Raw genomic sequence first — 25,441 nt, forward strand, 5'->3', positions numbered from 1 at the left:
TCCTACGCCAAGAAGTTCCAAACTACGGTCGCGAGCTAGAAGCTCGACGATCAAGGCATGGACCACATCCGCGGCGCCCCGAACCATCCGCAGACCCAAGGCAAGATCGAGCGCTGGCATCAAACCTTGAAGAACCGCATCCTGCTGGAAAACTATCACCTTCCCGGGGCGCTCGAGCAGGCTAAGGCAAACCTTCCAGCATTGTCAGCGACAACGGCACAGAATTCACCAGTCGGGCGATCCTCAAATGGGCCAATGACAACGGCGTCGAGTGGCAGTACATTGACCCCGGCAAGCCACAACAGAATGCTTTCATCGAGTCATTCAACGGCAGCTAGCGTGATGAGTTGCTCAAAACGACCACAACGAATATGAAATTCAAACTCGCAAAATCTCGTTAGGAATGAGAGAGCAGCGGGGAACAGGTCATAGCTTAACGACAAATATCTGGGGTTCTTAGGTATCACATCGGGTTGCTGAGACCGCATCAGTCAAGCTTCAATTAATCGAACCAAGACGCTAAAGGGCTATTGGTGAAATACCGCCAGCGAAAGCTGCCAGAACCGGCGCTGTTACTGCGAAGCCAGCGCGCAGGTAATCTATCGCGCCATCTTGCAGTCCTCTTGAAGCCCTCCAGTCCTCAACATCGACTTGGTCGCCTGGAGGTGCGCCTTGCCCCACCTTCTCAGCAAGTGTTCGAGTTCGGCCATCCAATATCAGGGCCACAGGCAAGTAAAAGCTAAGTATCAAAAGGCTAAAATACGTGCCGGTAAACAGCGCTGAAGCGAGCACGAGCGCACCATAGGCGGCTTGCTCAGCCTCCTCTACCAATGGAAGCGGCCAGTACATCCAACTTGTCGCGAACAACATGCCGAAAGTAAGTACGATGCTGGACATATACAGTTGCTGGCGCATCTGCTTAATGTTTTGCACCAAGAGCGCGGCCTGTTCCTCAATATCGTCTCCGTCGGGTGTTTCCAGACAAAGAACCATTCCGACAATCAGAGCGCCAACAGCAAGACCTGCGAGGACGTTGACGATGTCCAATATGCGATTGAACAATGATATTGCAGGCACCTCGCCGCAGCGACCCAACAGCCAAAGATCTTCCGGCCCAATACATCCCGGTAAACCTCCTCGCGACAGAGCAGCCTCAAAAAAGGCCGCCCCAAGTCGATGATAAACTCGCGTTCCATCCGGGCTAATATTCTGCTGAACCGTGGGAATAACAGCTAACAACAGGACGATGATAACTGTGGCTATCGCTGCCGCCCTTGTTTTAGGCACTGTTGGACGAGCAAGGTTTCGAACCAACATTGCGACAGCAAGGACCGCCAGAGCGGCAAAGAACCAAGTCGCGGCAAGAAATCTATGCCGACCCACTGCCTCCAGCCAAGGACGCTCGGTTTGAAGAATGTCTGTTGGAACAGCTACGTCTACGGCAATCAAATGGTTGGTAATGAAGGCGTGAATCCAGAAGACGAGCATAGGGCCTAACGCTATGGCAAAATAGCGCATTCTCACTTCCCGATAGACCACGACCGGATTTCCCTTCTTGGCTGAATTCATGAAGAATGGATACCACAAAATCAGCACCCAATCTTTGGCAAATTTGAGCTCTTCCCGAGCCAAGATCAGCGGCGAGTCATCCGGGAACGAGCGGATATCAAACCACTTGAAGCGCGTACCGTCCGGGTTCCGCCAATCGCCCAGTCGGATTGAGCTGCCGCTTGACCCATGACAGGTCAGTGCGGCCCGAAATACACGCAGGTTAATAGGCCACCAGTTTCATAGCGACAGTCCGTCAACACCCGCGTGACCGTTAGGCATCCAATCGCCGTCCCCGTTCACTATCTTCGATGACCCTATCCTTGCACCTGCTGGCACCTGCGCGCGGATGATGAACTGGTTGGGGTAGAGCGCGTGTTGTTTGTGCGAATAAGAGCGCTATCGGCCTCGGGTTTTGCGTGGGCGTGCCGGCAGACCAAGCGGTAGTCGCCGGGTGAGCCGAAGTGTCAAAAGCACTGCGCCCTGCGACCCGTCAGAGGCGAAAGACCAACTCGCAACTGAATACGCTAAACTCCCGAAGCAACGGACGGCTCTAAGAGCAATGCCAGAAGGTCGAGGATTTATTCAACAGACTTTGACGGTTCCGCCGGATCGCCTTGTGTTGCGAGAAGACAATCAGTTCATTCAAGGTCTTGGTCGAACTCGCCAGCGCAATGGTTTGGATCCCTTAAATGCAGACGCCGCTTAACAGCTGCATCCTAATTGCGCGACGGGCGTCCATTCTTGACGGCTTTTGCTCAACGCATTCGCAATCGTGACGTGATTTCGTGCAACGGCGGTGCAAATGACTTTGTACGGCTTCCCGGCTTTGCGCAAACTATTAGTGCAAACATTCAGGTTCAGGTTGTGATGCGAGGCACCCAATATTGCCTGGATCATCAGGTGTTTCAGCGATGGGCGTTCTTACGCGAAGGGTTCCGCTGTCCTGCGCAAACGGAGCCGACCACGCAAGAGCCGCAGCTAGTTCGCAGGTCATGGCACCAAGTTCGGGCATTTCGGTAATCACCATTGTGCTGGCAATCAGGCTGATCCACGGGAAGTAACGGTGAACGACAGCAATCTCTGCCAGTGCATCCTTACTTGATATGGTTGCATTGATCCGATCTTCGAGTTTCCTTCCCCGGCGATCAAGAGCGCGCACTTGAACGGAACCAGACTACCGGGTTTGGCGCGTGGGCGGTGTTGGGGGGGCAAACCAGTCGACGCAGAGCCTGCAGGCCCTTATTTCGTTACTCAGGAGGGCTGATAGGATTCCTGGCATCTTTCGCGAAGGGATGGCAGACATGCGGCCTATCACGTTGCCGAATCTCTCTGCCGCCGTTCACATCTGCTACGGCAAGCGGTTTCGCGTTGATTATTTGTTTCATATTTCGACATAATGTGGCCCATATCAGCCCCTAGGCTGGAACCAACCCGAAAACGGGATAGCAACAGGGACCACAATTGCGTTCCCGGATGAACGACGCAGGCCAAAGCAGATCACCGATGCTTGAATTTGACACTGTCAGCAAGTCATTCTGGACGGGATCACAACGCAAGGTGATCCTCGACCGGGTGTCGTTCCGGGTCGAAATCGGAAAGTCCCTTGGCGTGCTGGCCCCGAATGGCACCGGCAAGACCACACTCATCAACATGATAGCCGGGTTGGAAAAACCCGATGAGGGCACGATCCGCCGCGAATGCAATATCTCGTTTCCGCTGGGTTTCATGGGCGGAGTCGTCTCGCGCGTCTCAGCAATGGAGAACTCCCGCTATATCGCGCGGCTCTATGGCATGGACCCCGACTATGTCGAGGCGTATTGCCGTTGGCTCTGTGATCTGGGGGAATATTTCGACCAGCCTCTGGGCACCTATTCGTCAGGAATGCGGGCCCGGTTTTCATTTGCCCTGATGCTTGCGCTGGATTTCGACATGTATCTAATCGATGAAGGGATGCCCGGCTCCACCGATGTGGAGTTCAATCGTAAGGCTGGCGCCATTCTGGAGGAACGTCTTCGCACCACCACAATCGTGATCGTCTCGCACAGCCCGGCCGTACTCGAAAAATTTGCCCGCCAAGCCGCTGTCCTTCTGGATGGGCAGCTCTATATATTCGACACCTTGGAAGAAGCGAAGCAGATCTATGACTACGAAACCCAAGGCTAGAAAATTCCGCATCCGGCGGACCGAGTCGGGCAGTGCCACACCCGAGGCGCCGGAGGCCATTGACAGCAAGGTAGAACCGGCGTCCCCCGCACCGGGCGCGGAACCTGAACAAGCTGCGCAGTCAGATACCAGCGCCATCAAACGCGAAGGCCTGACCGGCCGCCAGTTGCGGATGGCGCGGCGGATGGCGCAAAAGCACAACCTGCCTGCTACGTCCGATTACGATGCAGTCAGACTGCTGCGGGAACATGGCATCGAGCCGTTCAAGCGGCCGAACATGCTGGAATTGGTGGTACCACGTGAAGATGACGAGCCTGCCAAGACAGGCAAGGCGCGGCAGGACGTACAATTGCCGCAAACCGTGAAGCCCGGACAGCAGACGCTGCCCGCCCCGGACATGAGCCCTGCCAAGCGCCGGGAAATGGAAATCACCCAGATCCAGCGCGACATCGCCCGCCGACGCAGGCGCAAGATGATGATGCTGATGGCGCGGCTGGCGTTTTTTGTGCTGCTGCCAACGGCAATCGTGGGCGCGTATTTTTATAACATCGCGACACCGATGTATTCGACAAAATCGGAGTTTGTGATCCTTCAGGCCGATGGCGGGGGCGGCAGCGTCGGGGGCTTGTTTGCCGGCACCCAGTTTGCGACCGGACAGGATTCGATCTCGGTTCAGTCCTTTCTGGAATCAAAAGAGGCGATGTTGCTTCTGGACCGGGATCGAGGGTTCAAGTCGCATTTCTCGCAGCCCTGGGTCGATCCAATCCAGCGTCTTGCAGCGGACGCCACCAATGAAGACGCCTACAAGACATATTCGCGGATCGTCACAATCGGATATGACCCGACCGAAGGCGTGATCCGGATGGAGGTCAGCGCAGCCGACCCCGAAACCGCAACCGAGTTTTCCGAGAGCCTTCTGAGCTACGCGGAAGATCGGGTGAATGATCTGTCAGGGCAGAAACGCGACGACCAGATGCGCGAGGCGCATGAAAGCTTCGAGGGTGCGCAGCAAGAGAGGCGCAATGCTCAGGAAGCTCTGGTCGAACTGCAGATGAAAGGCGCCGTGTTGGACCCGCAGGGTGTGATCGCCGGACTTCGGGCCCGCATCAACACAGTTGAACTGGAGTTGCAGGAAAAGGAACTGCAACTGGCCGCCCTTCTGGATAATACCCGCCCCAACCGCGCCAAGGTGGAAGGCACGCAATCCGACATCAAACGATTGCAGACCCTGTTGGACGGGCTGAACGCCGAGATGGTGGACGCTTCGAACGGCGAGAACTCGCTTGCACAGCTGAGCGTGCGGATACAGATGGCCCAGGCGGATCTGGTCTCGCGCGATTTGATGCTGCAATCGGCCCTGCAACAGATGGAAACCACGCGGATGGAAGCAAACCGGCAGGTGCGTTATCTGACTGTGTCGGTCAATCCGGTGCCCAGCCAGGAGCCAAGCTATCCACGCAAGTTCGAAAATACGATTTTGGCATTCCTGGTCTTTGCTGGTATCTACCTGATGATCTCGCTTACCGCGTCGATCCTCCGAGAACAGGTATCTTCATAGACCATGAAACATGTGCAAGTGGCCGATCTGAGTATCGGCAATGACCGCCCGCTGACCATCATAGCGGGTCCCTGCCAATTAGAGTCCGCCGACCATGCGCAAATGATCGCAGGCCGGATGAAGGAAATCTGCGCCGAGCATGGCGCTCAGTACGTCTTTAAAGCCAGTTACGACAAGGCCAACCGCACCTCACTAAGCGGCGCGCGCGGCATGGGGATCGAAGCCGGGCTTCAGGTTCTGGCCGATATTCGGAGTTCGATGGATGTGCCCGTCCTCACCGATGTGCATTCTGAGGTGCAATGCGCGCAAGCCGCGCAGGCCGTGGACATCCTGCAAATCCCCGCTTTCCTGTGCCGCCAAACCGACCTGTTGCTGGCCGCCGGTAATTCGGGTGCCGCAGTCAACGTCAAGAAAGGCCAATTCTTGGCGCCATGGGAAATGGCAAATATCGTCACCAAGGTTGAAAGTACCGGCAATGAGCGCATCCTGTTGACCGAACGTGGTGCCTCGTTCGGGTATAACACGCTGGTGGCCGACATGCGGTCGCTCCCGATCATGGCCCAGACCGGTTATCCGGTGGTGATGGACGCCACCCATGCGGTCGCGCAACCCGGTGGCAAGGGCAGCTCTTCCGGCGGACAGCGCGAATTTGCGCCTGTCATGGCCCGGGCGGCCGTCGCCATTGGCACTGCCGCGGTCTTCATGGAAACCCATCAGGATCCGGACAACGCCCCTAGCGACGGGCCGAACATGATCTATCTGGATCACATGCCGAAACTCATCGGCACCCTGATGAAGCTCGACGCTCTGGCCAAGGCCGACCCGGTCGAAATCTGAATAGATCAAGAGATAGTGTCATGACCAAACCCCTGCCCGAGGTGTCACCCAACACCTGGAGTTTCCTACGCGATGCAATGATCAAACCAACCGGGTTTCGCGAATATGACGCGCGCTGGAAATACCCCGATGAGATCAATCTGCCCGGCATGACTGCGCTGGGTCTGGGTCTTGGCACGCAAATGCACAGGCGTGGAATTGCGCCGGTGATCGCGGTAGGCAACGACTATCGCGACTATTCTCTGGCCATCAAGAACGCACTGATGCTTGGGCTGATGCAAGCGGGCATTCAGGTTCGGGATATCGGCCCGGCGTTGTCTCCGATGGCCTATTTCGCTCAGTTTCATTTGGACGTGCCCGCAGTTGCGATGGTGACGGCAAGCCACAATCCAAACGGCTGGACCGGCGTCAAGATGGGCTTTGAGCGCCCGCTGACCCACGGACCGGACGAGATGGCAGAGCTGCGCGACATCGTTCTGAACGGCGACGGCCAACCCCGATCCGGCGGATCGTATGAGTTCGTGGACGGCGTGCGCGAGGCTTATATCGACGATTTGGTCGGCGATTTCCGTGTCTCGCGCCCGCTGAAAGTGGTCTGCGCCACCGGTAACGGCACAGCCTCGGCCTTTGCGCCCGAGATCTTCCAGCGCATGGGTGTTGAGGTCGTACCCAGCCACAACACGCTCGACTACACCTTCCCCCACTACAATCCCAACCCCGAAGCCATGGAGATGCTGCATGACATGGCCGATACCGTCAGGGCCAGCGGCGCCGATCTGGCGCTAGGCTTTGATGGCGACGGCGACCGCTGCGGCGTGGTGGACGACGAGGGCAAAGAAATATTCGCCGACAAGGTGGGTGTGATCATGGCCCGCGATCTGGCCAAACTGCATCCCGGCGCCACCTTCGTGGCGGATGTAAAGTCGACCGGGCTCTTTGCGTCGGACCCGGAATTGCAGGCGCTGGGGGTCAAGGCCGATTACTGGAAGACCGGCCACAGCCACATGAAACGCCGGGTCAAGGAAATCGGCGCGCTGGCCGGGTTTGAAAAATCGGGTCACTACTTCCTCGCCGAGCCGATCGGGAGGGGCTATGACTGCGGAATGCGCGTGGCAGTCGAAATCTGCAAACTGATGGATCGCAACCCCGGCAATTCCATGTCGGATCTGCGCAAGGCTCTGCCCAAGACCTATTCGACCCCGACCATGTCACCCTATTGCGCCGATACCGAGAAATATGAGGTGCTTAAACGTCTGGTCAGCAAGCTTGAGGCGCGCACCGCCGAGGGCGGCTCCATCGCGGGTCGCAAGATCGCACAGGTGGTCACCGTCAACGGCGCTCGGGTGATCCTCGACAATGGCGCCTGGGGACTGGTCAGGGCCAGTTCCAACACACCCAATCTTGTGGTGGTCTGCGAAAGCCCGGAAAGCGATGCCGAACTACGGGCGATCTTTTCGGATATCGATGCGGTGATCCGCACCGAACCTCTGGTGGGGGATTACGATCAGACAATCTGAACTTGCGGCAGGCATTGCTCCTGCCGCGCGTGCAGCGCAGATCAATCGCCTCCGAACAGTTTCAGAAGACCCTTTTTGGCTTCATCTTCCAGCTTGTTCTTCAGTGCTTCTTCGGCATCCTCGGTGCTTTCGATAGGGGCATCCAACTCTTCGCTCAGCTTACCGTGCAGCGCCTTCTTCGCCGTATCTCCGACCTTGTCCAGTTCCGCCTCCGCCGCCGCTTCAATCACCTTTTTCAGGTCGGGCTTGATCGACGGGTCCGCCCAAGGGCCGACGATGCGAATAGGCACCTCACGCCCCCTGCCCGAATTGGCGCGCAGCAGCACTGGCGTGAACAGGTAGTCGATATCGCGCGCGCCGATACCGACGCGCCCCTTGCCGTCGGCGCGGTAATTGTTCAGCGACAGGAGCAGGTCCTGATTGTCCAAATTGCCCTTTTCCATGGTGAAGCTGGCGGTCAGGCTGTTGAACACGGTGGTGCCGCCCGTGCGTGTATGGCCGTCCATCAGGCGGTGCAGATCGAAACCCGTGATGACACCACGGCCCATCTTCAAGCTTCCGGAGCCCGATAGCGAGTGCATGATCTGGTCTTCCGTCTGTCCGGCGCCGAGAAATTTTAACGTGCCAGAGGCATGCCCCGAAAAACGACTGACATCCGCAATCGCAGTCAGTGCCTGGTTAAGGTCGACATCCTTGGCACTCAGATCGCCGCCAACAGATAGGCCGTTGCGGTTATTGGCCACGAGCCGCCCGCTTATCAAGCCGGAAAACACCGAGACCTCTTTCAGCCTGAGCACCGCACGAGAGCGTTCGATCTTCAGGGTCACCAGGGTCTTTCCCAGATCGAATTCCGGCAGTTTGACCGCTTGCGCCGTCAGGTTGATGGTTCCGTCGACAAGCCCGAGCGGTGAAACGTCAATCGGGGACTTCGACCATCCGGCTTCCTGACCCGAGCGTGCGGCACCTCCGCCGCCACCGCCTGACGACTTGGTCCCTGTCGAGGCCAGCATCGAGAAATCCAGCGTCTTTGCCCTCAGGTTTACCTTGATGTCGGGTTTACTCGCTAACATCACATCCGCGCCCCCGTTCAACTGGTTGCCGTCCAGCTTCAGAACCATCTTGCGCAAGGACAAGCGGCCATCATGGGTATAGGTCGCCTTGCCCGTGATCCGGGCGGACCGGCCCAGACCGTGGGGAATATCGACCTTGCTTTGCCCAAACGCCGCGAGCAAGCGCGCTGTGTCGCTGCTGTCCACCGACACTTGCCCTTCGGCATCGCCCTCACGCGAGAACCGGCCATCGAAACCAACCGTTCCGGCGGCGCTGCTTACGCCGAGGGTGACCGGCGAGGCGAGGCCATCATTCAATATCTGCGGGTTCGCCAGTTCAGCCGTGATCGCAAGCGGGTCGCCACCCAGAGACAGATTGGCCTCCAGATCAAGGGGCCCATCAGCCTTTGGCCAGCTGGCCGTCAGGTCTACGCCTGCCTGTTGCAGCTCGACCTTGCCGTCGCGGGTATAGATCAGTTGCGCATCTGTCAGGATAAGCTGTTCCAGCGAGAAATCCGCTGGTGCCGCGTCACCCTCCCCGCCTGATCCAGCTGAGCCCCCCGATGCGCTAGAACCTGCCGCCTGCGGTTTTGACAGATCCCAGTTCGCCTTGTCACCCTGCACATCCAGCCGCAGGGTTGGGCGTTCCGCCAGCAGTTTTTTGACCCGGATTGCACCGGTCAGCAGATCAGGGGCGGACACCCCGACCGAAAGCTGGTCGGCGCTCAACATGGGGCCGGATGTGGCCCAGGACGCGTTGGCGATGGTGACCGGCCCGGCCTCCAACCCCAGAACCGGCCAGAGTGACACTTTCACCTTGCCGTCGAACGTGACCTCGCGCCCGGTTTCGGCGCGGATCTGATCGGCGGCAATCTGTGCCAGTTTCTCGCCCGGCAGCAGCAGCAAAGTGCCGACGACAAGACCCAGCACTGCAACAACGACAAAAACGATACGAAACAACCAGCGCATGCCCTGCTCTCACCTTTTTTGGAAGGGTTTTTCGAATTATGGCAAGCGCCGCCCCGCTGCGCAACGTTTGCACGTGCGCGGCAACGCCTCTATATGCGCGAGCATGAGCACCAATCCACCTGATCTCCGCCCCGACCTCGCCCCCGCAGCCCGGATCGCCGATGCCCCCCGAACTGGCCAGCCGACCATCGGCATGGTCTCGCTCGGCTGCCCCAAAGCGCTGGTGGATAGCGAGCGCATCCTCACAAGGCTGCGCGCCGAGGGGTATGGAATCTCGCCCGACTATTCCGGGGCCGATGCGGTGATCGTTAACACCTGCGGGTTTCTCGACAGTGCAAAGGCGGAATCGCTGGATGCGATTGGCGAGGCGCTGACCGAAAACGGCAAGGTGATCGTGACCGGCTGCCTGGGGGCCGAACCGGACTATATCCGAGACCACCACCCGCGCATTCTGGCCGTGACCGGCCCACATCAATACGAACAGGTGCTGGATGCTGTGCATGGGGCGGTGCCACCCGACCCGGACCCGTTCGTGGACCTGCTACCCGCCTCGGGCGTCAAACTGACACCGCGTCATTACAGCTATCTGAAGATCTCGGAAGGTTGCAATCACAAGTGCCGCTTTTGCATCATTCCCGACATGCGCGGGCGCTTGGCCAGCCGCCCCGCCCACGCGGTACTGCGCGAGGCGGAAAAACTGGTCGACAACGGCGTGAAGGAGTTGCTGATCATCAGTCAGGACACCTCTGCCTACGGGCTGGATCGCAAATATGACGTGAACCCATGGAAAGACCGTGAGGTACGCAGCCATATTACCGATCTGGCACGCGAACTAAGCCAGTTCGATGCCTGGGTGCGGCTGCATTATGTCTACCCCTACCCTTACGTGCGCGACCTGATCCCGCTGATGGCCGAAACCGGTGGGTTGCTGCCTTATCTCGACATCCCGTTCCAGCACGCCCACCCGGATGTTCTGAAACGCATGGCCCGGCCTGCGGCGGGGGCTAAAACTCTGGACGAGATCGCCGCCTGGCGCGCGATCTGCCCGGATATCATCCTGCGATCCACATTCATCGTGGGCTATCCCGGTGAGACCGAGGCAGAGTTCCAAACCCTGCTCGACTGGATGGATGAGGCACAACTGGATCGCGTCGGTTGTTTTCAGTACGAGAATGTGGACGGTGCCCGTTCCAACAACCTGCCTGATCATGTCGCCCCCGAGCTCAAGCAGGAACGCTGGGACCGCTTTATGGAAAAAGCGCAGGCGATCTCCGAGGCCAAGCTGGCCGCCAAGGTCGGCCAGACGCTGGATGTGATCGTCGATGAGATCGACGCCGAGGCCGCCACATGCCGCACAAAGGCTGACGCGCCCGAGATAGACGGGAACCTGTTCATCGATGAAGGGTTCGAGGGGTTGAAACCTGGCGATATCGTTACGGTCGAGGTGGATGAGGCCGGGGAATACGACCTTTGGGGGCGTCTCTCGGCCTAGGGTTGCGGCCCCTTGCGGCGCCGCGTTGCCCTTAGCTAGCGGGCAGGATGACCTTGTCGATCACATGGATGACGCCGTTTTCGGCCTCGATATCCGGCGTGACGACGTTGGCGTCATTGACCATGACACCATTGTCGAGGTCGATGGTCACGGTGCCGCCCTGCACCGTTGCAGCGGACATGTCATCGGTCAGGTCTCCGGACATCACCTTACCCGGCACAACGTGATAGGTCAGAATCGCGACCAGTTGGTCCTTGTTCTCGGGCTTGAGCAGGGTCTCAACGGTGCCCTCGGGCAGCGCGGCAAAGGCTTCGTCCGTGGGGGCGAAGACGGTAAACGGGCCCGCGCCCTTGAGCGTGTCGACCAGATCGGCGGCCTGCACGGCCGCGACAAGCGTGGTGAACGAGCCAGCTCCGGCGGCGGTGTCGACGATATCCTTGGCATGACCCCCGGCAAAACCGGCAGTGGACATCACAATGGTGGTTGCGGATGCGATGGCGAGTTTGCAGAAGATGGTGGGTTCTCCTGTGGTTCAGACGCTTCGAGTGCATCACAACCGATACGGGTCCAGCCGCGCTGCGGTTCATGTCCGTGAGCCAGAAAAATCGCTTGATCCCTGAGCCGGTCGCACTAAGCCGCGCGAGTTGGAATCATCCAATCACAATGATGTGAATGCCTGCGGCCTGACTGGCCACCGCAGCACCATATCAGTGGCTGTGATCGACGACATAGGCGGCCAGTTCGGCGTCGCCATCAACCTTTTCCCACATCAGCACCCGCAGTTCATAATCCGTGCTGAGCAGACCAAAGTGATAGTCCGAATAAACCCGTAGCACCTGTGTGTCCTGATCGATCAGCGCCGACCGGATGTCAGACGAGAGTTCCGGATCATTTACATGGTATGGCGTCCACGCCGCCATATTGCTCTGAAAGAACGAGACCTGGTCTTCGACCCCGGCCGTGTCCAGAAAGTTCAGAACTTCAGTGGTGGCGACCGGCTGACCGTCGGACTGATGCTGCCTGATCGTCTCTCGGGAAAATCGTTGAAATTCGGATGAGAATGGATCCGCTGCATAAACAGATGCTGCTGTACCAAGCATCAAAGGGATGCTGCATTTTATTAACAATGAGATCATAACTACTCCTGCAACTCTTCTTAAGGTTGTCATGAGCCAATTTGTTTAAAAAGTCATGAATTCCCAACTTGAGACTTTATTTTTCTTCGATAACCGCGCTCTACCATTCCCGGCGGCCCGCGTTATCCTTGGACCAAGACATCAGCCAGCAAGGAGAGCCACATGTCAGACGCGCCCGTCGTTGCGCAAAAAGCGCCCTATCCGGTCGAGGTCACCGAAGGGAAAACCTATTTCTGGTGTGCCTGCGGCAAATCGGCAAAGCAGCCCTTTTGTGACGGGTCCCACAAGGGCAGCACGATCACGCCGGTGAAATACACCGCCGAGGCCGACAAGAAACTGTTCTTTTGCGGTTGCAAGCACTCACATAAGAAGCCTCTTTGCGACGGCAGCCATTCCAAGCTTTGACTTAGGGTTTGAGACGTTTCAGCAATTCAGTGTTCCGGCAATATCCCGGGGCGGCCCCGGCGCTGTCGTTCACAGACAGCCAGGATTCGCAATGCTCCGGGTTCGAGCAACCGGTGCAGGTAAGCACGGCATCGGCGATCTCGTCGAATTTGAGGTCCCCGCACATCGCCGATTCCTCAAGGTCGACGCCGACTGCGCGGGCCATCCGATCCACCAAAGATGCATGACGTTTCAGTACTTTCGGGCTTTGCATGATCTTCCCTTCGCGCGTTGCTGGCCAGGGACAGGCTATCGCGGCCCGCTGGCGCGAAATATGATTCAGGTCAAATGCCACATTGATCGAGATAGGCGCGCACCGCGTCCTGAACCCTGCGGAACCGGTCGCCGCCCAGCTTCTTGCCACCATACCAACGTGTCACGACGATCACGTGGTTCTGCAGCTCGGCACGTTCCATCATCCGCAGAATCACCATCGACGCGCCGCTTTCGCCGTCATCGGCTTTGAGCGCCCCGCTGGGTAGAAGCGCCGCCCAGGTGTTGTGGGTAGCTTTCGCATAGGCGCGGTCGGATTTGAGTTCCGCCAGCACCGCGTCCACCCCGGCCCGGCAGTCGACTGGTGCGCCGGATACTGCGTATTTCGATCCGCGATCAGCCAGCACAACCCCAAGCTGTGTGAGCTTTGACACTTCAGAACCCCACCTGAGCTGAAGTGCGGCGCACGATCTCGACCCGTTCCGCATTCGGCGGATGCGTGCCAAGGAAACGGTCACCGGGATCCGGCAAACGTGAGAAGAACGCGGCACCCACGATCGGGTTGTAACCGGCACGGGCGGTGATGATGGTGCCCAACTCATCCGCCTCAAGTTCGAACTCCTTGGAATAGCTGCGTGCGCCCACCACCGCGCCAATCTTCTGCGCATCCTCGACGGCGGCTTCATTGCCGCCGGTGATCGTCGCGAGTTCGGCAAAAATCGCGGCACCGGCCGCCGCGTTTTGGGCCTGCCGGTCCAAGTGCCCCTGAATATGATGTGCGGCTTCATGGCCCATCACAAAAGCCAGTTCATCGGGGTTGTGCACGGTTGCGATCATCGAGGCGGTGAAGGTGAGGACCGGGCGGCCATCCTCGTCGAGACTCTGAAAGGCATTGACCGGGGCGCGGGGGTCGGGATCGACCACGATACGGAAATCGCAGTTCACATCACGGGTCCGGCGGCGGCATTCCTCAATCGCGCGCGGGGTTACCGCACGGCTGACCTCGGTAAAGGTGCGCGCGGCCTCTTGCGGCGTATAGACCGGAGCGGACGACCCGTCCGCCGGAGGCCTGCCAGCAGTCTGGGGTGGCAACTCAAGGCAGGCCGTCAAACTGAGGGCCAGAAAAAGCACGAGGCGGCGCATAACATGGGGGCCTTTCGGTGGAACTGCTCGTGGCGGAACCTAGCCCGTCCTCCCACCGGCTGCCAGCCCTGCGAGAACACGATCTGTTTTGCTTGCAACCCACCGCCCACGTCGTCACTCTGAGCGCATGTTTACCATTGAGCACGAATTCGACGCCACGGTCATCACCTTGATGGATGAGGGCGAAACGCCGCTGCTGGAGGATGTGACCATCAACTCCTTTGCCGAATGCGTCACGCTGGAGCAGTTGGATCCCCGAACCGACCAGGTCCAGAAAATCACCCTGTCGCCCGAACAATTGCGAGATCTGGCCGCAGCCCTTGACCTGCCCGAAGGGGTCTATCAGATGCGCGAGGCCCCGCGCGGTCAGCCACCCTCATAACGAAAGGTCTTGTCCCGTGCAGTCTGGCCGCGAATCAGCGTCAGGTGGCTTGGCGCGATGCCGATGGCACGGGCCAGCAAGGCGCGCACCGCCGCATTGGCGCGCCCATCCGTAGGCGGGTCGGTCACCGTCACCCGCAACGCCCCTTCCCGGCGGATCAGACTGTTGCGCGCTGCCTTGGGCGTGACACGCAGATTGATCTCTGTGCCCGAAACCGCGAGATCCCGCAGATCGGCCAGGTCTTTGGCTTTGGGTTTTCCCATGACTCGCACTCTCTCCCGGATAGGGGAGAAGGACCAGCGAATTTCCCGGCAGATGCGGCCAAATTGCCCTTGAAACCGGACGCCAGGTGACAGAGATAGCAGGAACGGATGTAAAAAGAGTTTACATATGCCCCAGAACGATCAGACCGTCCTTGATTTCCTGCAGTCGCGCCGCTCGCGCCCGGCCAAAACGCTGGTTGCCCCGGCGCCGACCCGCGCGGCGTTGATGCCGCTGCTGACCGCCGCCGCGCGCAGCCCCGATCACGGCAAGCTGGAGCCGTGGCGCTTTGTCGTGCTGGAACAGGGCGCGATGCACCGACTTGCCGAACTTACTGCACAGCGCGGCGAAGCTCTGGGCAAATCAGCCGAGGACATCGCCAAGGGCCGCAGCCAGTTCGATCAGGGCATTCTGGCGGTGGCGGTGATCGAAGTTCAGAAACCGTCGGAAAAAATCCCCGCCATCGAACAAAGCTATTCCGCCGGTGCGGTTTGTCTTGCGCTGCTCAACGCGGCGCTGGCCTCGGGCTGGGGGGCCAACTGGCTCAGCGGGTGGCCCTCGCATGATCGCGGCTTCTGCAAGGCCGGACTGGGCCTGGCGGAGAACGAGCGCATCGCGGGTTTCATCCATATCGCCACCGAAGGCAGCAAGCCGCCGGAACGCCCGCGCCCCGATCTGGATGCGATCACCGAATGGGTGTCGCAATGATGATCCTGAATTCCTTCTTTCTGGCGCTGGGTCAGATAGGCGATCCCAGGTTTCGGGGCGTGCTATTGCGCGGGGTCGGCCTGACCATCGCCCTGCTGATCGCTGCCTGCATCGCCGCGATCTGGCTGATCAATTGGCTGTCGGGCAGCGAAATCTCACTGCCGTTCATTGGTGCCGTTCCCTGGCTGAACGATGTGCTAAATTATTCCGGCATCGTTCTGGTACTGATCCTGCCGGTGTTTCTGATGGTGCCGGTTGCCTCAGCCATCACCTCGCTGTTCCTCGATGAGGTGGCGCAAGCGGTCGAGGACCGGCACTATCCCACCCTGCCCCGGGTGTCCGCCGTTACCGTCTCCGAGGCGATCCGGGATTCGCTGAGCTTCATGGGTATCCTGATCGTCGCCAACATTCTGGCGCTGATTCTCTATGTCATCTTCACGCCACTGGCGCCCTTCATCTTCTGGGGGCTGAACGGGTTCCTTCTGGGGCGTGAGTATTTCACGCTGGCCGCCATGCGCAGGCTTGGCCGTGAGAAAGCTTATGAACTGCGCGCACGCCATACCGGCACGATCTGGCTGGCCGGAACGCTGATGGCGATCCCCTTGTCAGTGCCATTGGTGAACCTGCTGATCCCGGTTCTGGGAGCCGCGACCTTTACCCATATCTATCACGCGCTGAACGACCAGCGCGCGCGTGCCTGATCACTGAACCGGCGGCAGATTTTCGGTCCAGTCGAAATCGCTTACGCTGATGACGCCGGACAGGATTGTCCCGGCGATGATCACCCACAGGATCGCCGCCACACCGGTGGTGATCCAGGCCTTTTTCTTCAGGTGATGATGCTCCGGAGCCCCCGCATGGGTGCCCGGAACGATGTCGCCCAGATCGCCCTGGGTCTTGATGCGGATCGGAAGCACGACGAGGAAGGTCATGAACCAGATCACCGCATAAAGCACGATGCCGGATGTGATGCCCATGTCGCTGCGTCCTTTCGCGTTGGGGTTTCCCGTGTCGGGCTCAGACCTGTTCCAGTTCCACCAGACAGCCGTTGAAGTCCTTGGGATGCAGGAACAGGACCGGCTTGCCATGGGCGCCGATCTTGGGCTCGCCCGACCCCAGCACCCGCGCGCCGGTCTCTTTCAGGTGATCGCGCGCGGCAAGGATGTCCTCGACCTCATAGCAGACATGGTGAATGCCGCCAGCCGGGTTCTTTTCCAGAAACCCGTTGATCGGGCTGTCCTCGCCCATCGGATAGAGCAGTTCGATCTTGGTGTTGGGCAATTCGATGAACACCACCGTGACGCCGTGATCGGGTTCGTCCTGCGGCGCGCAGACCTTTGCGCCCAGAGCGCTGCGATACTGCTCGGACGCGGCCTCCAGGTCAGGAACGGCGATGGCTACATGGTTCAGTCGGCCAATCATGGCGGGTCTCCTCATTGCTCGGTCGGACGGTTTTGACCACGCGCGGCCCTAAAGGGCAAGAGCGGCAGGTGCGGCATTAACTCCGCATTAGCCGCCATGACCTAGCGTTGGGCGGATCTGCTGAGAGGAGTTTCACCATGGACGATTCGGATCCCTTCGCCACCGCCCATGTCACGCCCACCATCGACCGGCCGCTGCTGGGCCTGACCATTCTGGTGGTCGAGGACAGCCGCTATGCCTGCGAGGCGATGCGCCTGCTTTGCCTGCGCAGCGGGGCGCGCATCAGGCGGGCTGACAATCTGCGATCGGCGCGGAGGCATCTGCGGGTCTATCGCCCGTCCTGCCTGATCGTCGATATGGGGCTGCCGGACGGATCGGGGGCCGATCTGATCGCAGAACTGGCGTTATCCGTGCCCCGCGTGCCGGTGATTCTGGGCATCTCGGGCGATGATCAGGGCGAGGCTTTGGCCATCGCCGCCGGGGCAGACGGATTTCTTGCCAAACCGGTACATTCACTGGCCGCTTTCCAGAACGCGGTGCTGTCGCGCATGCCGACGGACAATCACTATCCGCCGCTGGTGTCGATCAGCGACGAAATGGTCGAACCCGATCGCGTTGCCTATCACGACGACATGGCCCACGCCGCCACGGTGATGACCGAAGAAGCCAATGACAAGATACTGGACTACGTGGCGCAGTTCGTGCGTGGCGTGGCCCGTAGCGTACAGGATACCGCACTGGTCGATGCGGCGGAACGGCTGGCCCGCGCCCGCGCCCGTGGCGCGCCGGTCACCAGCGACGCCGCCCGGTTGGCCGGGCTGGTTCAACAACGCTTACAGGACAGAAAGGCGATATGAGGCATGTTTGAGGTGATTCTGGCAGCACTGGCAACAATTGCACTGGGGCTATACGGACAGGTCCGCATGCGGGCACGCAACATCCGGCGCAACCGCGCACGCCAACAGGTGGGCCCGACAGTTCCGTTGAGGCTGGGCCGGGGCTGAACCGGCCTCGACCCAGCGTAGTTCAAAGGATCGGAATAAATGCGGCGGATCAACCCGGCGCGTTCAAAGAGCATCTGAGCATCTCATTCGCACCACTTGCACTGGGATTCTGGCTTTGCGCCTTGCAATCCCAGCCAATGCTGTCGGCCGAGCCGTCATAGCGATCCGCAATCACGTCAATTTTGGCAGTGCAGAGCAACAGGATCAGGATTTTGTCAAATTCCGATTTGGGCACGTTTGGGCAGGAGCGGACACCGCGCGAAATCTATCAAGGCGCGCAGTCAATAGACCTCCCAATCGTCGTCATGCGGCACGTCGCCGATCGCGGTCCAGGCCACCCGCAGGCGCGCGACGCGGGTATCGGCCCAGGTTCGAAATACGGCATCAAAACCGTGTTCGGTGACGTTCTCGGCATTCAACTCGGCCCGCACCGCCGAACTGGTATCGAAATCCCACAGCGACATGCTGAGTTGAACGGCAGGAGCAGTTCGGAATGGCTCTTGGAACTGAACCTTTGCACGGCGCTCACGCGGACCATTGCCGGTCCACATCTCACCGCCATCCTCGAAATCCGAGAACAAGCCAAGCTCGCCCTGTAGAATGCCCACTGGGTGGGTCGAAAAAATCTGCATCACGTCAACTGGATTACTGCGTCCGACGGACACTAGAGACGGATTTCGTCAATTCCAAGGAAACAAATGGCCGGCCCCAGAGGGAACCGGCCATTTTCAAGTATTGCAAAAAACCCGCATCACAAGCTCATATGTGTGCCCAGAGCTTCCATATCGGCCAGCAGCTTGGCTGCCTCGTCCACGATGGTGTGTTGGCCCTGATCGACAGCGCTTTGATGCGAGGCGCGCGCCTCAGCGATCATGTCGTCCAGATGCGCCCGGGTCACTTCGCCCACCGGGATCGCCTTTTCGGCCAGAACCGACATGGCATCCGCGTTGATCTGGGCAAACCCACCGGTCACCAGAAACTCGGCACTGCCATCGGGCCCTTCGGCCTTCAGGATACCGGGCCGCAACGTGGTAATGGTGGGGGCATGATCGGGCATTGCCGTCATGTCACCATCCGCGCCGGGGATCTGGACCGCGCTGACCGGGAACGAAGCAAGGCTCCGTTCCGGGCTGACGAGGTCGAATTGCATGGTGTTTGCCATCAGGTTTTCTCCTTAGGCGGCTTCTGCAGCCATCTTCTCGGCTTTGGCGATCACTTCGTCGATGCCACCAACCATCAGGAAGGCTGCCTCGGGCAAGTGATCGTACTCGCCGGCCACAACGGCCTTAAACGACGCGATGGTAACATCCAGAGGAACCTGAACGCCGGGCGAACCGGTGAACACCTGGGCCACGTCAAAGGGTTGCGACATAAAGCGTTCGATCTTACGGGCGCGGGCAACGGTCAGCTTGTCCTCTTCGGACAGTTCGTCCATGCCGAGGATCGCGATGATGTCCTGCAGCGACTTGTAGCGCTGAAGGATCTGCTGCACGTCGGTTGCAACGGCGTAATGCTCTTCTCCAACGATGGCCGGATCAAGCAAGCGCGAGGTCGAATCGAGCGGGTCAACCGCCGGATAGATACCTTTTTCCGAGATCGCGCGGTTCAGAACGGTGGTCGCGTCGAGGTGTGCAAACGAGGTGGCCGGCGCGGGGTCGGTCAAGTCATCTGCGGGAACATAAACGGCCTGAACCGACGTAATCGAACCGGCTTTGGTCGATGTAATCCGCTCCTGCATCGCGCCCATATCGGTCGCCAGCGTAGGCTGGTAGCCCACCGCTGAAGGAATACGACCCAGCAGAGCCGAAACCTCGGAGCCAGCCTGAGTAAAGCGGAAGATGTTGTCGACAAAAAACAGAACATCGGTGCCGGTTGCGTCACGGAACTGTTCCGCCAGGGTCAGACCCGACAGGGCGACCCGCATACGCGCACCCGGAGGCTCGTTCATCTGGCCATAGACCAGTGCGATTTTTGAATCTTCAAGCTTATCAGGAACGATAACACCGGATTCAATCATCTCGTGGTACAGGTCATTCCCTTCACGGGTCCGTTCTCCAACACCCGCGAACACGGACACGCCCGAGTGCACCTTGGCAATGTTGTTGATCAGTTCCATGATCAGAACGGTCTTGCCAACGCCAGCGCCGCCGAACAGACCAATCTTGCCACCTTTTGCATAAGGGGCCAGCAAGTCAACAACCTTGATGCCAGTGACCAATACTTCGGATTCAGTTGCCTGATCCGAGAACTCGGGGGCTTCTTGGTGAATGGCGCGGGTTTCAGTGGTTTCGACAGGTCCCTTTTCGTCGATGGGCTCACCCACAACATTCAGAATACGACCCAGCGTGGCGTTGCCGACCGGAACCGCGATCGGTGCGCCGGTGTCTGTCACGGGCGCACCGCGGACCAGACCTTCGGTTGCGTCCATTGCGATGGTCCGCACAGTGTTTTCGCCTAGGTGCTGTGCAACTTCCAGAATCAGCTTCTTGTCGTTGTTGGTTGTTTCCAGCGCGTTCAGAATTTCAGGCAGTGCGTCATCGAACTGCACGTCGACGACGGCCCCGATGATCTGAGTGACTTTGCCTTTTGCATTCGCCATGTTTCGTCTCCGGTTTGTCTCTACAGCGCTTCGGCGCCGGAAATGATTTCAATCAACTCGTTGGTGATCACGGCCTGACGCGAGCGGTTGAACTGGATGGTCAGCTTGTCGATCATCTCGCCCGCGTTGCGGGTTGCGTTGTCCATCGCGCTCATCCGGGCACCCTGTTCCGAGGCCCCGTTTTCAAGCAGGCCCGAGAAGATCGCGGTTGCGACCCCTTTTGGCAGCAGGTCGGCCAGGATGGCCTCTTCGCTGGGCTCGTAATCATAGAGCGTGCCGCTGTCATCCCCTTCGACCTCGTCAAAGGCGGCGGGGATGATCTGTTGCACAGTCGGGATCTGGGTCACCACGTTCTGGAACTTGGCGAAGAAGATCGTCGCCACGTCGAACTCGCCCGCATCAAAGCGGCCCAGAATGTCGCGCGCGATATCCTGCGCATTGGTATATCCAAGGCGCTTTACTTCGCTCAGATCCACGTGGCCGACAAAGAATTCGCCGAGATCACGCTTGAGCGCGTCGCGGCCTTTCTTGCCGACAGTCAAAACCTTGACGGTTTTGCCTTTACCGCGCAGTTCCTCTGCCTTCACACGGGCCAGCTTGGCGATGCTCGAATTGAAGCCGCCGCAGAGCCCGCGTTCAGCGGTCATAACGACCAGCAGATGCACATCGTCCTTGCCGGTACCGCGCAACAGCATCGGCGCGCTGTCGCTGCCGCCGACCGAGACCGCCAGCCCCGCCATTACGGTGTTGAACCGTTCGGCATAGGGACGCGAGGACTCGGCCGCTTCCTGAGCGCGGCGCAGTTTTGCAGCCGCGACCATCTGCATGGCCTTGGTGATCTTGCGGGTCGATTTGACCGACTCGATCCTGTTTTTTAGGTCCTTAAGACTTGGCATTGCCGCCTCTCCTTAAGCGAAGGTTGCGGCGTATTCGTCCAGCGCAGCCTTGATCTTGTCGGACGCATCACCCTTGATCTTGGGATCTTCGGTGGTGATCCAGTCCAACAAATCGGCGTGCTTGCCACGCAGATGCGCCAGCAGACCGGCCTCGTACCGGCCAACTTCCGTTACGTCGATCTTGTCGAGGTAGCCGTTGGTGCCCGCGAAGATGACGCATACGATTTCCGCGTTGGTCAGCGGCGAATACTGCGGCTGTTTCATCAGTTCGGTCAGGCGCGCACCCCGGTTCAGCAGCTGTTGGGTTGCGGCGTCGAGGTCAGAGCCGAACTGCGCAAAGGCCGCCATTTCGCGGTACTGAGCCAGTTCCAGTTTCACCGGACCGGCAACCGATTTCATCGAGTTGGTCTGAGCCGAGGAGCCCACACGCGACACCGACAGACCGGTGTTCACAGCAGGACGGATGCCCTGATAGAACAGCTCGGTTTCCAGGAAGATCTGGCCGTCGGTGATCGAGATCACGTTGGTCGGAATAAAGGCCGACACGTCGCCACCTTGGGTTTCGATAACCGGCAGTGCGGTCAGCGAACCGGCACCGAAATCTTCGTTCAGCTTCGCCGAACGCTCCAGCAGGCGGGAGTGCAGGTAGAAAACGTCACCCGGATAGGCTTCGCGTCCCGGCGGGCGGCGCAGCAGCAACGACATCTGACGATAGGACACGGCCTGTTTGGAGAGGTCATCATAGATGATCAGCGCATGGCGACCATTGTCACGGAAGAACTCGGCCATCGCGGTTGCGGCGTAAGGTGCCAGGAACTGCATCGGCGCCGGGTCGGACGCGGTTGCGGCAACCACGATCGAATAGTCGATGGCCCCGGATTCTTCCAGACGCTTAACCAGCTGTGCCACGGTCGAACGTTTCTGGCCGACGGCGACATAGACGCAGTAAAGCTTCTTGCTCTCGTCATCGCCTGCGGCTTCGTTCACCGATTTCTGGTTCAGGATGGTGTCCAGCGCCACGGCGGTCTTGCCGGTCTGGCGGTCACCAATGATCAGTTCCCGCTGGCCGCGGCCAATCGGGATCATCGCGTCGACCGATTTCAGGCCGGTCGACATCGGTTCGTGCACCGATTTACGCGGGATGATGCCCGGCGCCTTGACGTCGGCCACGCCACGCTCGGTCGCGTTGATCGGGCCCTTGCCGTCAATCGGGTTGCCCAGACCGTCCACAACACGGCCCAGCAGTTCGTTCCCGATCGGAACGTCCACGATCGCGTTGGTGCGCTTGACGGTGTCGCCTTCTTTGATGTCCCGGTCGGAGCCGAAGATCACGACGCCGACGTTGTCGCTTTCCAGGTTCAGCGCCATGCCCATGATGCCGCCGGGAAACTCGACCATCTCACCGGCCTGCACGTTGTCGAGGCCATAGACGCGGGCAATCCCGTCACCGACACTCAGCACGCGACCGATCTCGGCCACTTCTGCTTCCTGACCAAAATTCTGGATCTGGTCCTTCAGGATTGCAGAAATCTCTGCAGCTTGGATACCCATCTATCCGACCTCTTTCATTGCATTCTGTAGGGAGTTGAGCTTGGAGCGGATCGAGCTGTCGATCATCTTCGAGCCCACTTTGACGACAAGACCGCCAATGAGGCTTTCATCGACGGTCGCGTTGATACTTATGGTTTTGCCCACCTGCTCACCGAGCGTCGCGGACAGCTTTTCCATCTGGGTCTTGGTCAGCGCCTTGGCCGACGCCACCTCAGCGGTCACTTCGCCACGCTCGTCGGCCAGCGCCGTGCGCAGCGCCGCGATCAGTTGCGGCACGACGAACAGGCGGCGCTTCTGCGCCATCAGGCCCAACGCGTTGCCCAGCACCGGGTCCAGGTTCATCTTTTTGGCAATTGCGCCAATGGCCGCAGCCTGATCAGCCCGCGAGACCAGCGGCGAGTGGATCAGGTCGCGCAGATCGGCACTGGCGTCCAAGGCTTCGGCCAAATCGGTGACGCCTGTCTCCAGGCCGTCAAGGTTCTTGTTCTCTTTCGCGATCTCGAAGATCGCGGTGGCGTAACGCTCGGCGATGCCGGCGGAAATCGAAGCTGGTTCGGACACGTCCACCCTTCCGCTACTTGGCCCCGAATTCGTGCAAAACAGCCAAACCGGGGGTGTGATAAAACCCCGCCAGGACGGCAGGGCATCAAAATCACCGGGGATGTAGCAGAGCGTTCACAACGTCGCAATACAGTATAACTGCGGCGCACTTATCCTCAAATCATTTGTTTTCAGAGGGTTAGGTGAAAGTGTGACGCTTTGCCCTCACTGTCTGCCTGAAAAATGTTACGAGATTGCAAGTTTTCGCGATTCCTACCGCATGTTTATTCGCCTGGAAGGGCGCAGAATGATACCTGTCTTTGCGATCAAGCTGGCTTGAGCAGCCCATCCAAAGCCTTAATGGGACGCTTCTGCTCGGGCCGAACGACGCGCCCGCTGGGCGGTTGTATGCGTTTGCTGGCCTCGACCATGAAAACGCCACCCGCCATGATCGTCGGCAAGCGTGTTCCGGTTTTTTCGATGAGCGCCCCGGATTTCAGCCAGAACCGCCGGAAGGATGGCGGTTGGTACAGCGCCGAGCAGTGCGCGTCGGGCAGAAAGTGATGCTCTTTCAGTTGTGCTTCCAACTGGCCCAATGTGTAGGGCCGCCCGAATCCAAAGGGTGTCTTGTCTGACCGCGACCACAGCCCGGCGCGATTGGGCACGATAAACATCGCCTTGCCGCCCGGGCCCAGCGCACGCCAGCATTCGTCCAACACGTTGCTGGGTCGTTCCGAGGTTTCCAGCCCGTGCATCACCACCAGCTTGTCCACATGGCCGGTCTCGACCGGCCACATGGTTTCTTCGGACAAGACCGACACATTGGGCATTCCGGCAGGCCAGGGCATCACGCCCTGCGGTCCGGGCATCAGCCCGATCACCCGGCGCGCCTCCTTCAGATAAGGGCGCAACAGCGGTACCGCAAAGCCGAACCCGGCCACAGTCTGACCATGCGCCTCAGGCCACAGCTCCAGCAGCCGCCCGCGAATGGCCGCCTGCGCCGCCCGCCCCAGCGTGCTGCGGTAGTAGAAATTCCTCAGATCCTGGACGTCCAGATGCATTGCAGGCGCTCGCTTGATCGGCTTAGCTTGGCGCAGTCTAGCAATGAAAGGGCAAAAGGCCATGCCTCTTGAGATCGTCACAATCCCCTGCCTCAGCGACAATTATGCCTTTTTGATCCATGCGCCGGGCAGCGGGCTGACCGCGCTTGTGGACGCGCCCGAGGCCACCGCCATCGAGGCCGAGCTTGACCGCCGCAGCTGGGCGCTGGATCAGATCTGGCTGACCCATCACCACTGGGACCACGTGGACGGGGTCGAGGCGCTGCGTGCGCGCTACGGTGCCACCGTGGTGGGCGCGGCAGCGGATGCGCAGCGCCTGCCCAAACTCGATCTGGAGGTGCGCGAAGGCAGTGTCTTTTCCATGTCGCGTGAGGATGTGCAGGTGATCGATGTGCCCGGCCACACCGTTGGGCATATCGCCTATTATATGCCACAAAGCCATGCGCTGTTCACTGCCGACAGCCTGATGGCACTGGGATGCGGGCGGTTGTTCGAAGGAACGCCCGAACAGATGTGGACCTCGCTGTGCAAGCTGGCGTCGTTGCCGGATGACACCATCGTTTACTCCGGCCATGAATACACGCAGGCCAATGGTCGTTTCGCGGAAACAATCGAGCCTGAAAATGCGGCATTGAAAAAACGCATCGCGGATATAGCTGAGGCAAGATCGGCCGGGCGGCCCACCGTCCCCTCCGAATTGGCCTTGGAAAAGGCCACAAACCCCTTCCTGCGGGCCAAGGAACCGGAAATTCAGGCGAATCTGCGGATGAGCGGCAAGGCACCGGTTGACGTGTTTGCGGAAATCCGGGCCCGCAAGGACAGATTCTGACGCGCGTTTTCCCGACTTCACCGCATCAGTCACATTAAATGTGAGGATGATTTAGCAAAAAACCCTTGAAGCCGCCGCATGTTCAACCAAACTCTAATAATATGAGGACATGGTTG

General features: G+C 59.4%; 29 protein-coding genes and 1 pseudogene. 13 read left to right on the forward strand and 17 right to left on the reverse strand.

The annotated features are described in order from the left end of the window. Positions 1–185 precede the first annotated feature (185 nt). Positions 186–335: pseudogene (locus tag AB1E33_RS18355) on the forward strand (integrase core domain-containing protein); the annotation flags it as partial. Positions 336–519: 184 nt separating this feature from the next. Here the strand turns inward: AB1E33_RS18355 and AB1E33_RS18360 are convergent. Further along, positions 520–1,632, reverse strand: a complete 1,113-nt coding sequence (locus AB1E33_RS18360; protein ID WP_372578721.1) for a hypothetical protein — start codon at positions 1,630–1,632, stop codon at positions 520–522. A gap of 1,422 nt (positions 1,633–3,054) precedes the next feature. Here AB1E33_RS18360 and AB1E33_RS18365 point away from each other — a divergent pair. The 4 genes from AB1E33_RS18365 to AB1E33_RS18380 are packed head-to-tail and all read left to right on the forward strand — an operon-like array spanning position 3,055 to position 7,626. Continuing rightward, the gene (locus tag AB1E33_RS18365) at positions 3,055–3,714 is read left to right on the forward strand and encodes an ABC transporter ATP-binding protein (protein WP_372578722.1); all 660 of its coding nucleotides are present in this window, start codon (positions 3,055–3,057) and stop codon (positions 3,712–3,714) included. Beyond that, entirely contained in the window at positions 3,692–5,272 is a 1,581-nt protein-coding gene (locus tag AB1E33_RS18370) for a KpsE/RkpR family capsule polysaccharide export protein (RefSeq protein WP_372578723.1), read from the forward strand. The genes AB1E33_RS18365 and AB1E33_RS18370 overlap by 23 nt, the downstream gene beginning before the upstream one ends. Before the next feature lie 3 nt (positions 5,273–5,275). Beyond that, on the forward strand, positions 5,276–6,109 hold the full coding sequence (gene kdsA, locus AB1E33_RS18375) for a 3-deoxy-8-phosphooctulonate synthase (protein WP_372578724.1): 834 nt from the start codon (positions 5,276–5,278) through the stop codon (positions 6,107–6,109). A gap of 20 nt (positions 6,110–6,129) precedes the next feature. Then, entirely contained in the window at positions 6,130–7,626 is a 1,497-nt protein-coding gene (locus AB1E33_RS18380) for a phosphomannomutase/phosphoglucomutase (RefSeq protein ID WP_372578725.1), read from the forward strand. A gap of 41 nt (positions 7,627–7,667) precedes the next feature. Here the strand turns inward: AB1E33_RS18380 and AB1E33_RS18385 are convergent, their stop codons facing one another. Next, a complete protein-coding gene (locus AB1E33_RS18385) occupies positions 7,668–9,644 on the reverse strand; it encodes an AsmA family protein (RefSeq protein ID WP_372578726.1) in 1,977 nt (658 codons plus the stop codon). Positions 9,645–9,747: 103 nt separating this feature from the next. Here AB1E33_RS18385 and rimO point away from each other — a divergent pair, with 103 nt between their 5' ends. Next, a complete protein-coding gene (rimO, locus tag AB1E33_RS18390) occupies positions 9,748–11,136 on the forward strand; it encodes a 30S ribosomal protein S12 methylthiotransferase RimO (protein WP_372578727.1) in 1,389 nt (462 codons plus the stop codon). Between the two features lie 31 nt (positions 11,137–11,167). Here rimO and AB1E33_RS18395 read toward each other — a convergent pair whose 3' ends face one another. Next, positions 11,168–11,608: a fasciclin domain-containing protein gene (locus AB1E33_RS18395; RefSeq protein WP_372578728.1), complete on the reverse strand. Its 441-nt coding sequence runs from the start codon at positions 11,606–11,608 to the stop codon at positions 11,168–11,170. Between the two features lie 235 nt (positions 11,609–11,843). Continuing rightward, the gene (locus tag AB1E33_RS18400; protein WP_372578729.1) at positions 11,844–12,236 is read right to left on the reverse strand and encodes a hypothetical protein; all 393 of its coding nucleotides are present in this window, start codon (positions 12,234–12,236) and stop codon (positions 11,844–11,846) included. A 198-nt stretch (positions 12,237–12,434) separates the two neighbouring features. On the opposite strand from AB1E33_RS18400, the gene AB1E33_RS18405 reads away from it, so the two are divergent. Then, on the forward strand, positions 12,435–12,677 hold the full coding sequence (locus AB1E33_RS18405; protein ID WP_372578730.1) for a CDGSH iron-sulfur domain-containing protein: 243 nt from the start codon (positions 12,435–12,437) through the stop codon (positions 12,675–12,677). 1 nt (position 12,678) lies between these two features. Here the strand turns inward: AB1E33_RS18405 and AB1E33_RS18410 are convergent, their stop codons facing one another. The 3 genes from AB1E33_RS18410 to AB1E33_RS18420 form a co-directional block, all read right to left on the reverse strand. Then, on the reverse strand, positions 12,679–12,930 hold the full coding sequence (locus AB1E33_RS18410; protein WP_372578731.1) for a DUF6455 family protein: 252 nt from the start codon (positions 12,928–12,930) through the stop codon (positions 12,679–12,681). A 70-nt stretch (positions 12,931–13,000) separates the two neighbouring features. Next, positions 13,001–13,363, reverse strand: a complete 363-nt coding sequence (locus tag AB1E33_RS18415; protein WP_372578732.1) for a YigZ family protein — start codon at positions 13,361–13,363, stop codon at positions 13,001–13,003. A 1-nt stretch (position 13,364) separates the two neighbouring features. Then, entirely contained in the window at positions 13,365–14,072 is a 708-nt protein-coding gene (locus AB1E33_RS18420; RefSeq protein WP_372578733.1) for a M48 family metallopeptidase, read from the reverse strand. A gap of 127 nt (positions 14,073–14,199) precedes the next feature. Here AB1E33_RS18420 and AB1E33_RS18425 point away from each other — a divergent pair, with 127 nt between their 5' ends. Further along, positions 14,200–14,454, forward strand: coding sequence for a DUF8831 family protein (locus tag AB1E33_RS18425; protein ID WP_249708321.1), 255 nt, complete (start codon positions 14,200–14,202; stop codon positions 14,452–14,454). On the opposite strand, the gene AB1E33_RS18430 is transcribed toward AB1E33_RS18425, so the two are convergent. Next, entirely contained in the window at positions 14,439–14,717 is a 279-nt protein-coding gene (locus AB1E33_RS18430; RefSeq protein WP_372578734.1) for a DUF167 domain-containing protein, read from the reverse strand. The genes AB1E33_RS18425 and AB1E33_RS18430 overlap by 16 nt on opposite strands. A 127-nt stretch (positions 14,718–14,844) precedes the next feature. On the opposite strand from AB1E33_RS18430, the gene AB1E33_RS18435 reads away from it, so the two are divergent. Together AB1E33_RS18435 and AB1E33_RS18440 are read left to right on the forward strand one after the other, a co-directional pair. Next, positions 14,845–15,423, forward strand: coding sequence for a nitroreductase family protein (locus AB1E33_RS18435; protein WP_372578735.1), 579 nt, complete (start codon positions 14,845–14,847; stop codon positions 15,421–15,423). Next, on the forward strand, positions 15,408–16,124 hold the full coding sequence (locus tag AB1E33_RS18440) for an EI24 domain-containing protein (protein ID WP_372578736.1): 717 nt from the start codon (positions 15,408–15,410) through the stop codon (positions 16,122–16,124). Before AB1E33_RS18435 ends, AB1E33_RS18440 begins: the two co-directional genes overlap by 16 nt. On the opposite strand, the gene AB1E33_RS18445 is transcribed toward AB1E33_RS18440, so the two are convergent. Together AB1E33_RS18445 and mce are read right to left on the reverse strand one after the other, a co-directional pair. Next, a complete protein-coding gene (locus tag AB1E33_RS18445; RefSeq protein WP_372578737.1) occupies positions 16,125–16,400 on the reverse strand; it encodes a DUF1467 family protein in 276 nt (91 codons plus the stop codon). Between the two features lie 40 nt (positions 16,401–16,440). Then, positions 16,441–16,845: a methylmalonyl-CoA epimerase gene (gene mce / locus AB1E33_RS18450; protein ID WP_372578738.1), complete on the reverse strand. Its 405-nt coding sequence runs from the start codon at positions 16,843–16,845 to the stop codon at positions 16,441–16,443. 137 nt (positions 16,846–16,982) lie between these two features. Between mce and AB1E33_RS18455 the strand changes: the two genes are divergently transcribed. Beyond that, positions 16,983–17,702: a response regulator gene (locus AB1E33_RS18455; protein ID WP_372578739.1), complete on the forward strand. Its 720-nt coding sequence runs from the start codon at positions 16,983–16,985 to the stop codon at positions 17,700–17,702. Positions 17,703–17,705: 3 nt separating this feature from the next. Next, positions 17,706–17,849, forward strand: coding sequence for a hypothetical protein (locus tag AB1E33_RS18460; protein ID WP_372578740.1), 144 nt, complete (start codon positions 17,706–17,708; stop codon positions 17,847–17,849). A 281-nt stretch (positions 17,850–18,130) separates the two neighbouring features. On the opposite strand, the gene AB1E33_RS18465 is transcribed toward AB1E33_RS18460, so the two are convergent. The 7 genes from AB1E33_RS18465 to AB1E33_RS18495 all read right to left on the reverse strand — a co-directional run bounded on the left by AB1E33_RS18465 (position 18,131) and on the right by AB1E33_RS18495 (position 24,496). Further along, positions 18,131–18,481, reverse strand: a complete 351-nt coding sequence (locus tag AB1E33_RS18465; protein ID WP_372578741.1) for an H-type lectin domain-containing protein — start codon at positions 18,479–18,481, stop codon at positions 18,131–18,133. 119 nt (positions 18,482–18,600) lie between these two features. Next, positions 18,601–19,011, reverse strand: a complete 411-nt coding sequence (locus tag AB1E33_RS18470; protein WP_372578742.1) for a F0F1 ATP synthase subunit epsilon — start codon at positions 19,009–19,011, stop codon at positions 18,601–18,603. Positions 19,012–19,023: 12 nt separating this feature from the next. Then, positions 19,024–20,448 carry a F0F1 ATP synthase subunit beta gene (gene atpD, locus AB1E33_RS18475; RefSeq protein WP_372578743.1) on the reverse strand — a complete coding sequence of 475 codons (1,425 nt, stop codon included), beginning with the start codon at positions 20,446–20,448 and terminating at the stop codon, positions 19,024–19,026. A gap of 20 nt (positions 20,449–20,468) precedes the next feature. Continuing rightward, positions 20,469–21,344: a F0F1 ATP synthase subunit gamma gene (locus AB1E33_RS18480; protein WP_372578744.1), complete on the reverse strand. Its 876-nt coding sequence runs from the start codon at positions 21,342–21,344 to the stop codon at positions 20,469–20,471. Between the two features lie 12 nt (positions 21,345–21,356). Continuing rightward, positions 21,357–22,895, reverse strand: coding sequence for a F0F1 ATP synthase subunit alpha (atpA, locus tag AB1E33_RS18485; protein WP_372578745.1), 1,539 nt, complete (start codon positions 22,893–22,895; stop codon positions 21,357–21,359). Next, positions 22,896–23,456 carry a F0F1 ATP synthase subunit delta gene (locus AB1E33_RS18490; RefSeq protein ID WP_372578746.1) on the reverse strand — a complete coding sequence of 187 codons (561 nt, stop codon included), beginning with the start codon at positions 23,454–23,456 and terminating at the stop codon, positions 22,896–22,898. Between the two features lie 305 nt (positions 23,457–23,761). Continuing rightward, positions 23,762–24,496 (reverse strand): methyltransferase domain-containing protein, encoded by a 735-nt coding sequence (locus AB1E33_RS18495; RefSeq protein ID WP_372578747.1) that lies wholly within the window; start codon positions 24,494–24,496, stop codon positions 23,762–23,764. A gap of 43 nt (positions 24,497–24,539) precedes the next feature. Between AB1E33_RS18495 and gloB the strand changes: the two genes are divergently transcribed. Further along, the gene (gloB, locus tag AB1E33_RS18500) at positions 24,540–25,325 is read left to right on the forward strand and encodes a hydroxyacylglutathione hydrolase (RefSeq protein WP_372578748.1); all 786 of its coding nucleotides are present in this window, start codon (positions 24,540–24,542) and stop codon (positions 25,323–25,325) included. Positions 25,326–25,441 lie beyond the last annotated feature (116 nt).

The sequence above is a fragment of the Ruegeria hyattellae genome (assembly GCF_041537925.1).
Taxonomy (GTDB): Bacteria; Pseudomonadota; Alphaproteobacteria; order Rhodobacterales; family Rhodobacteraceae; genus Ruegeria_C.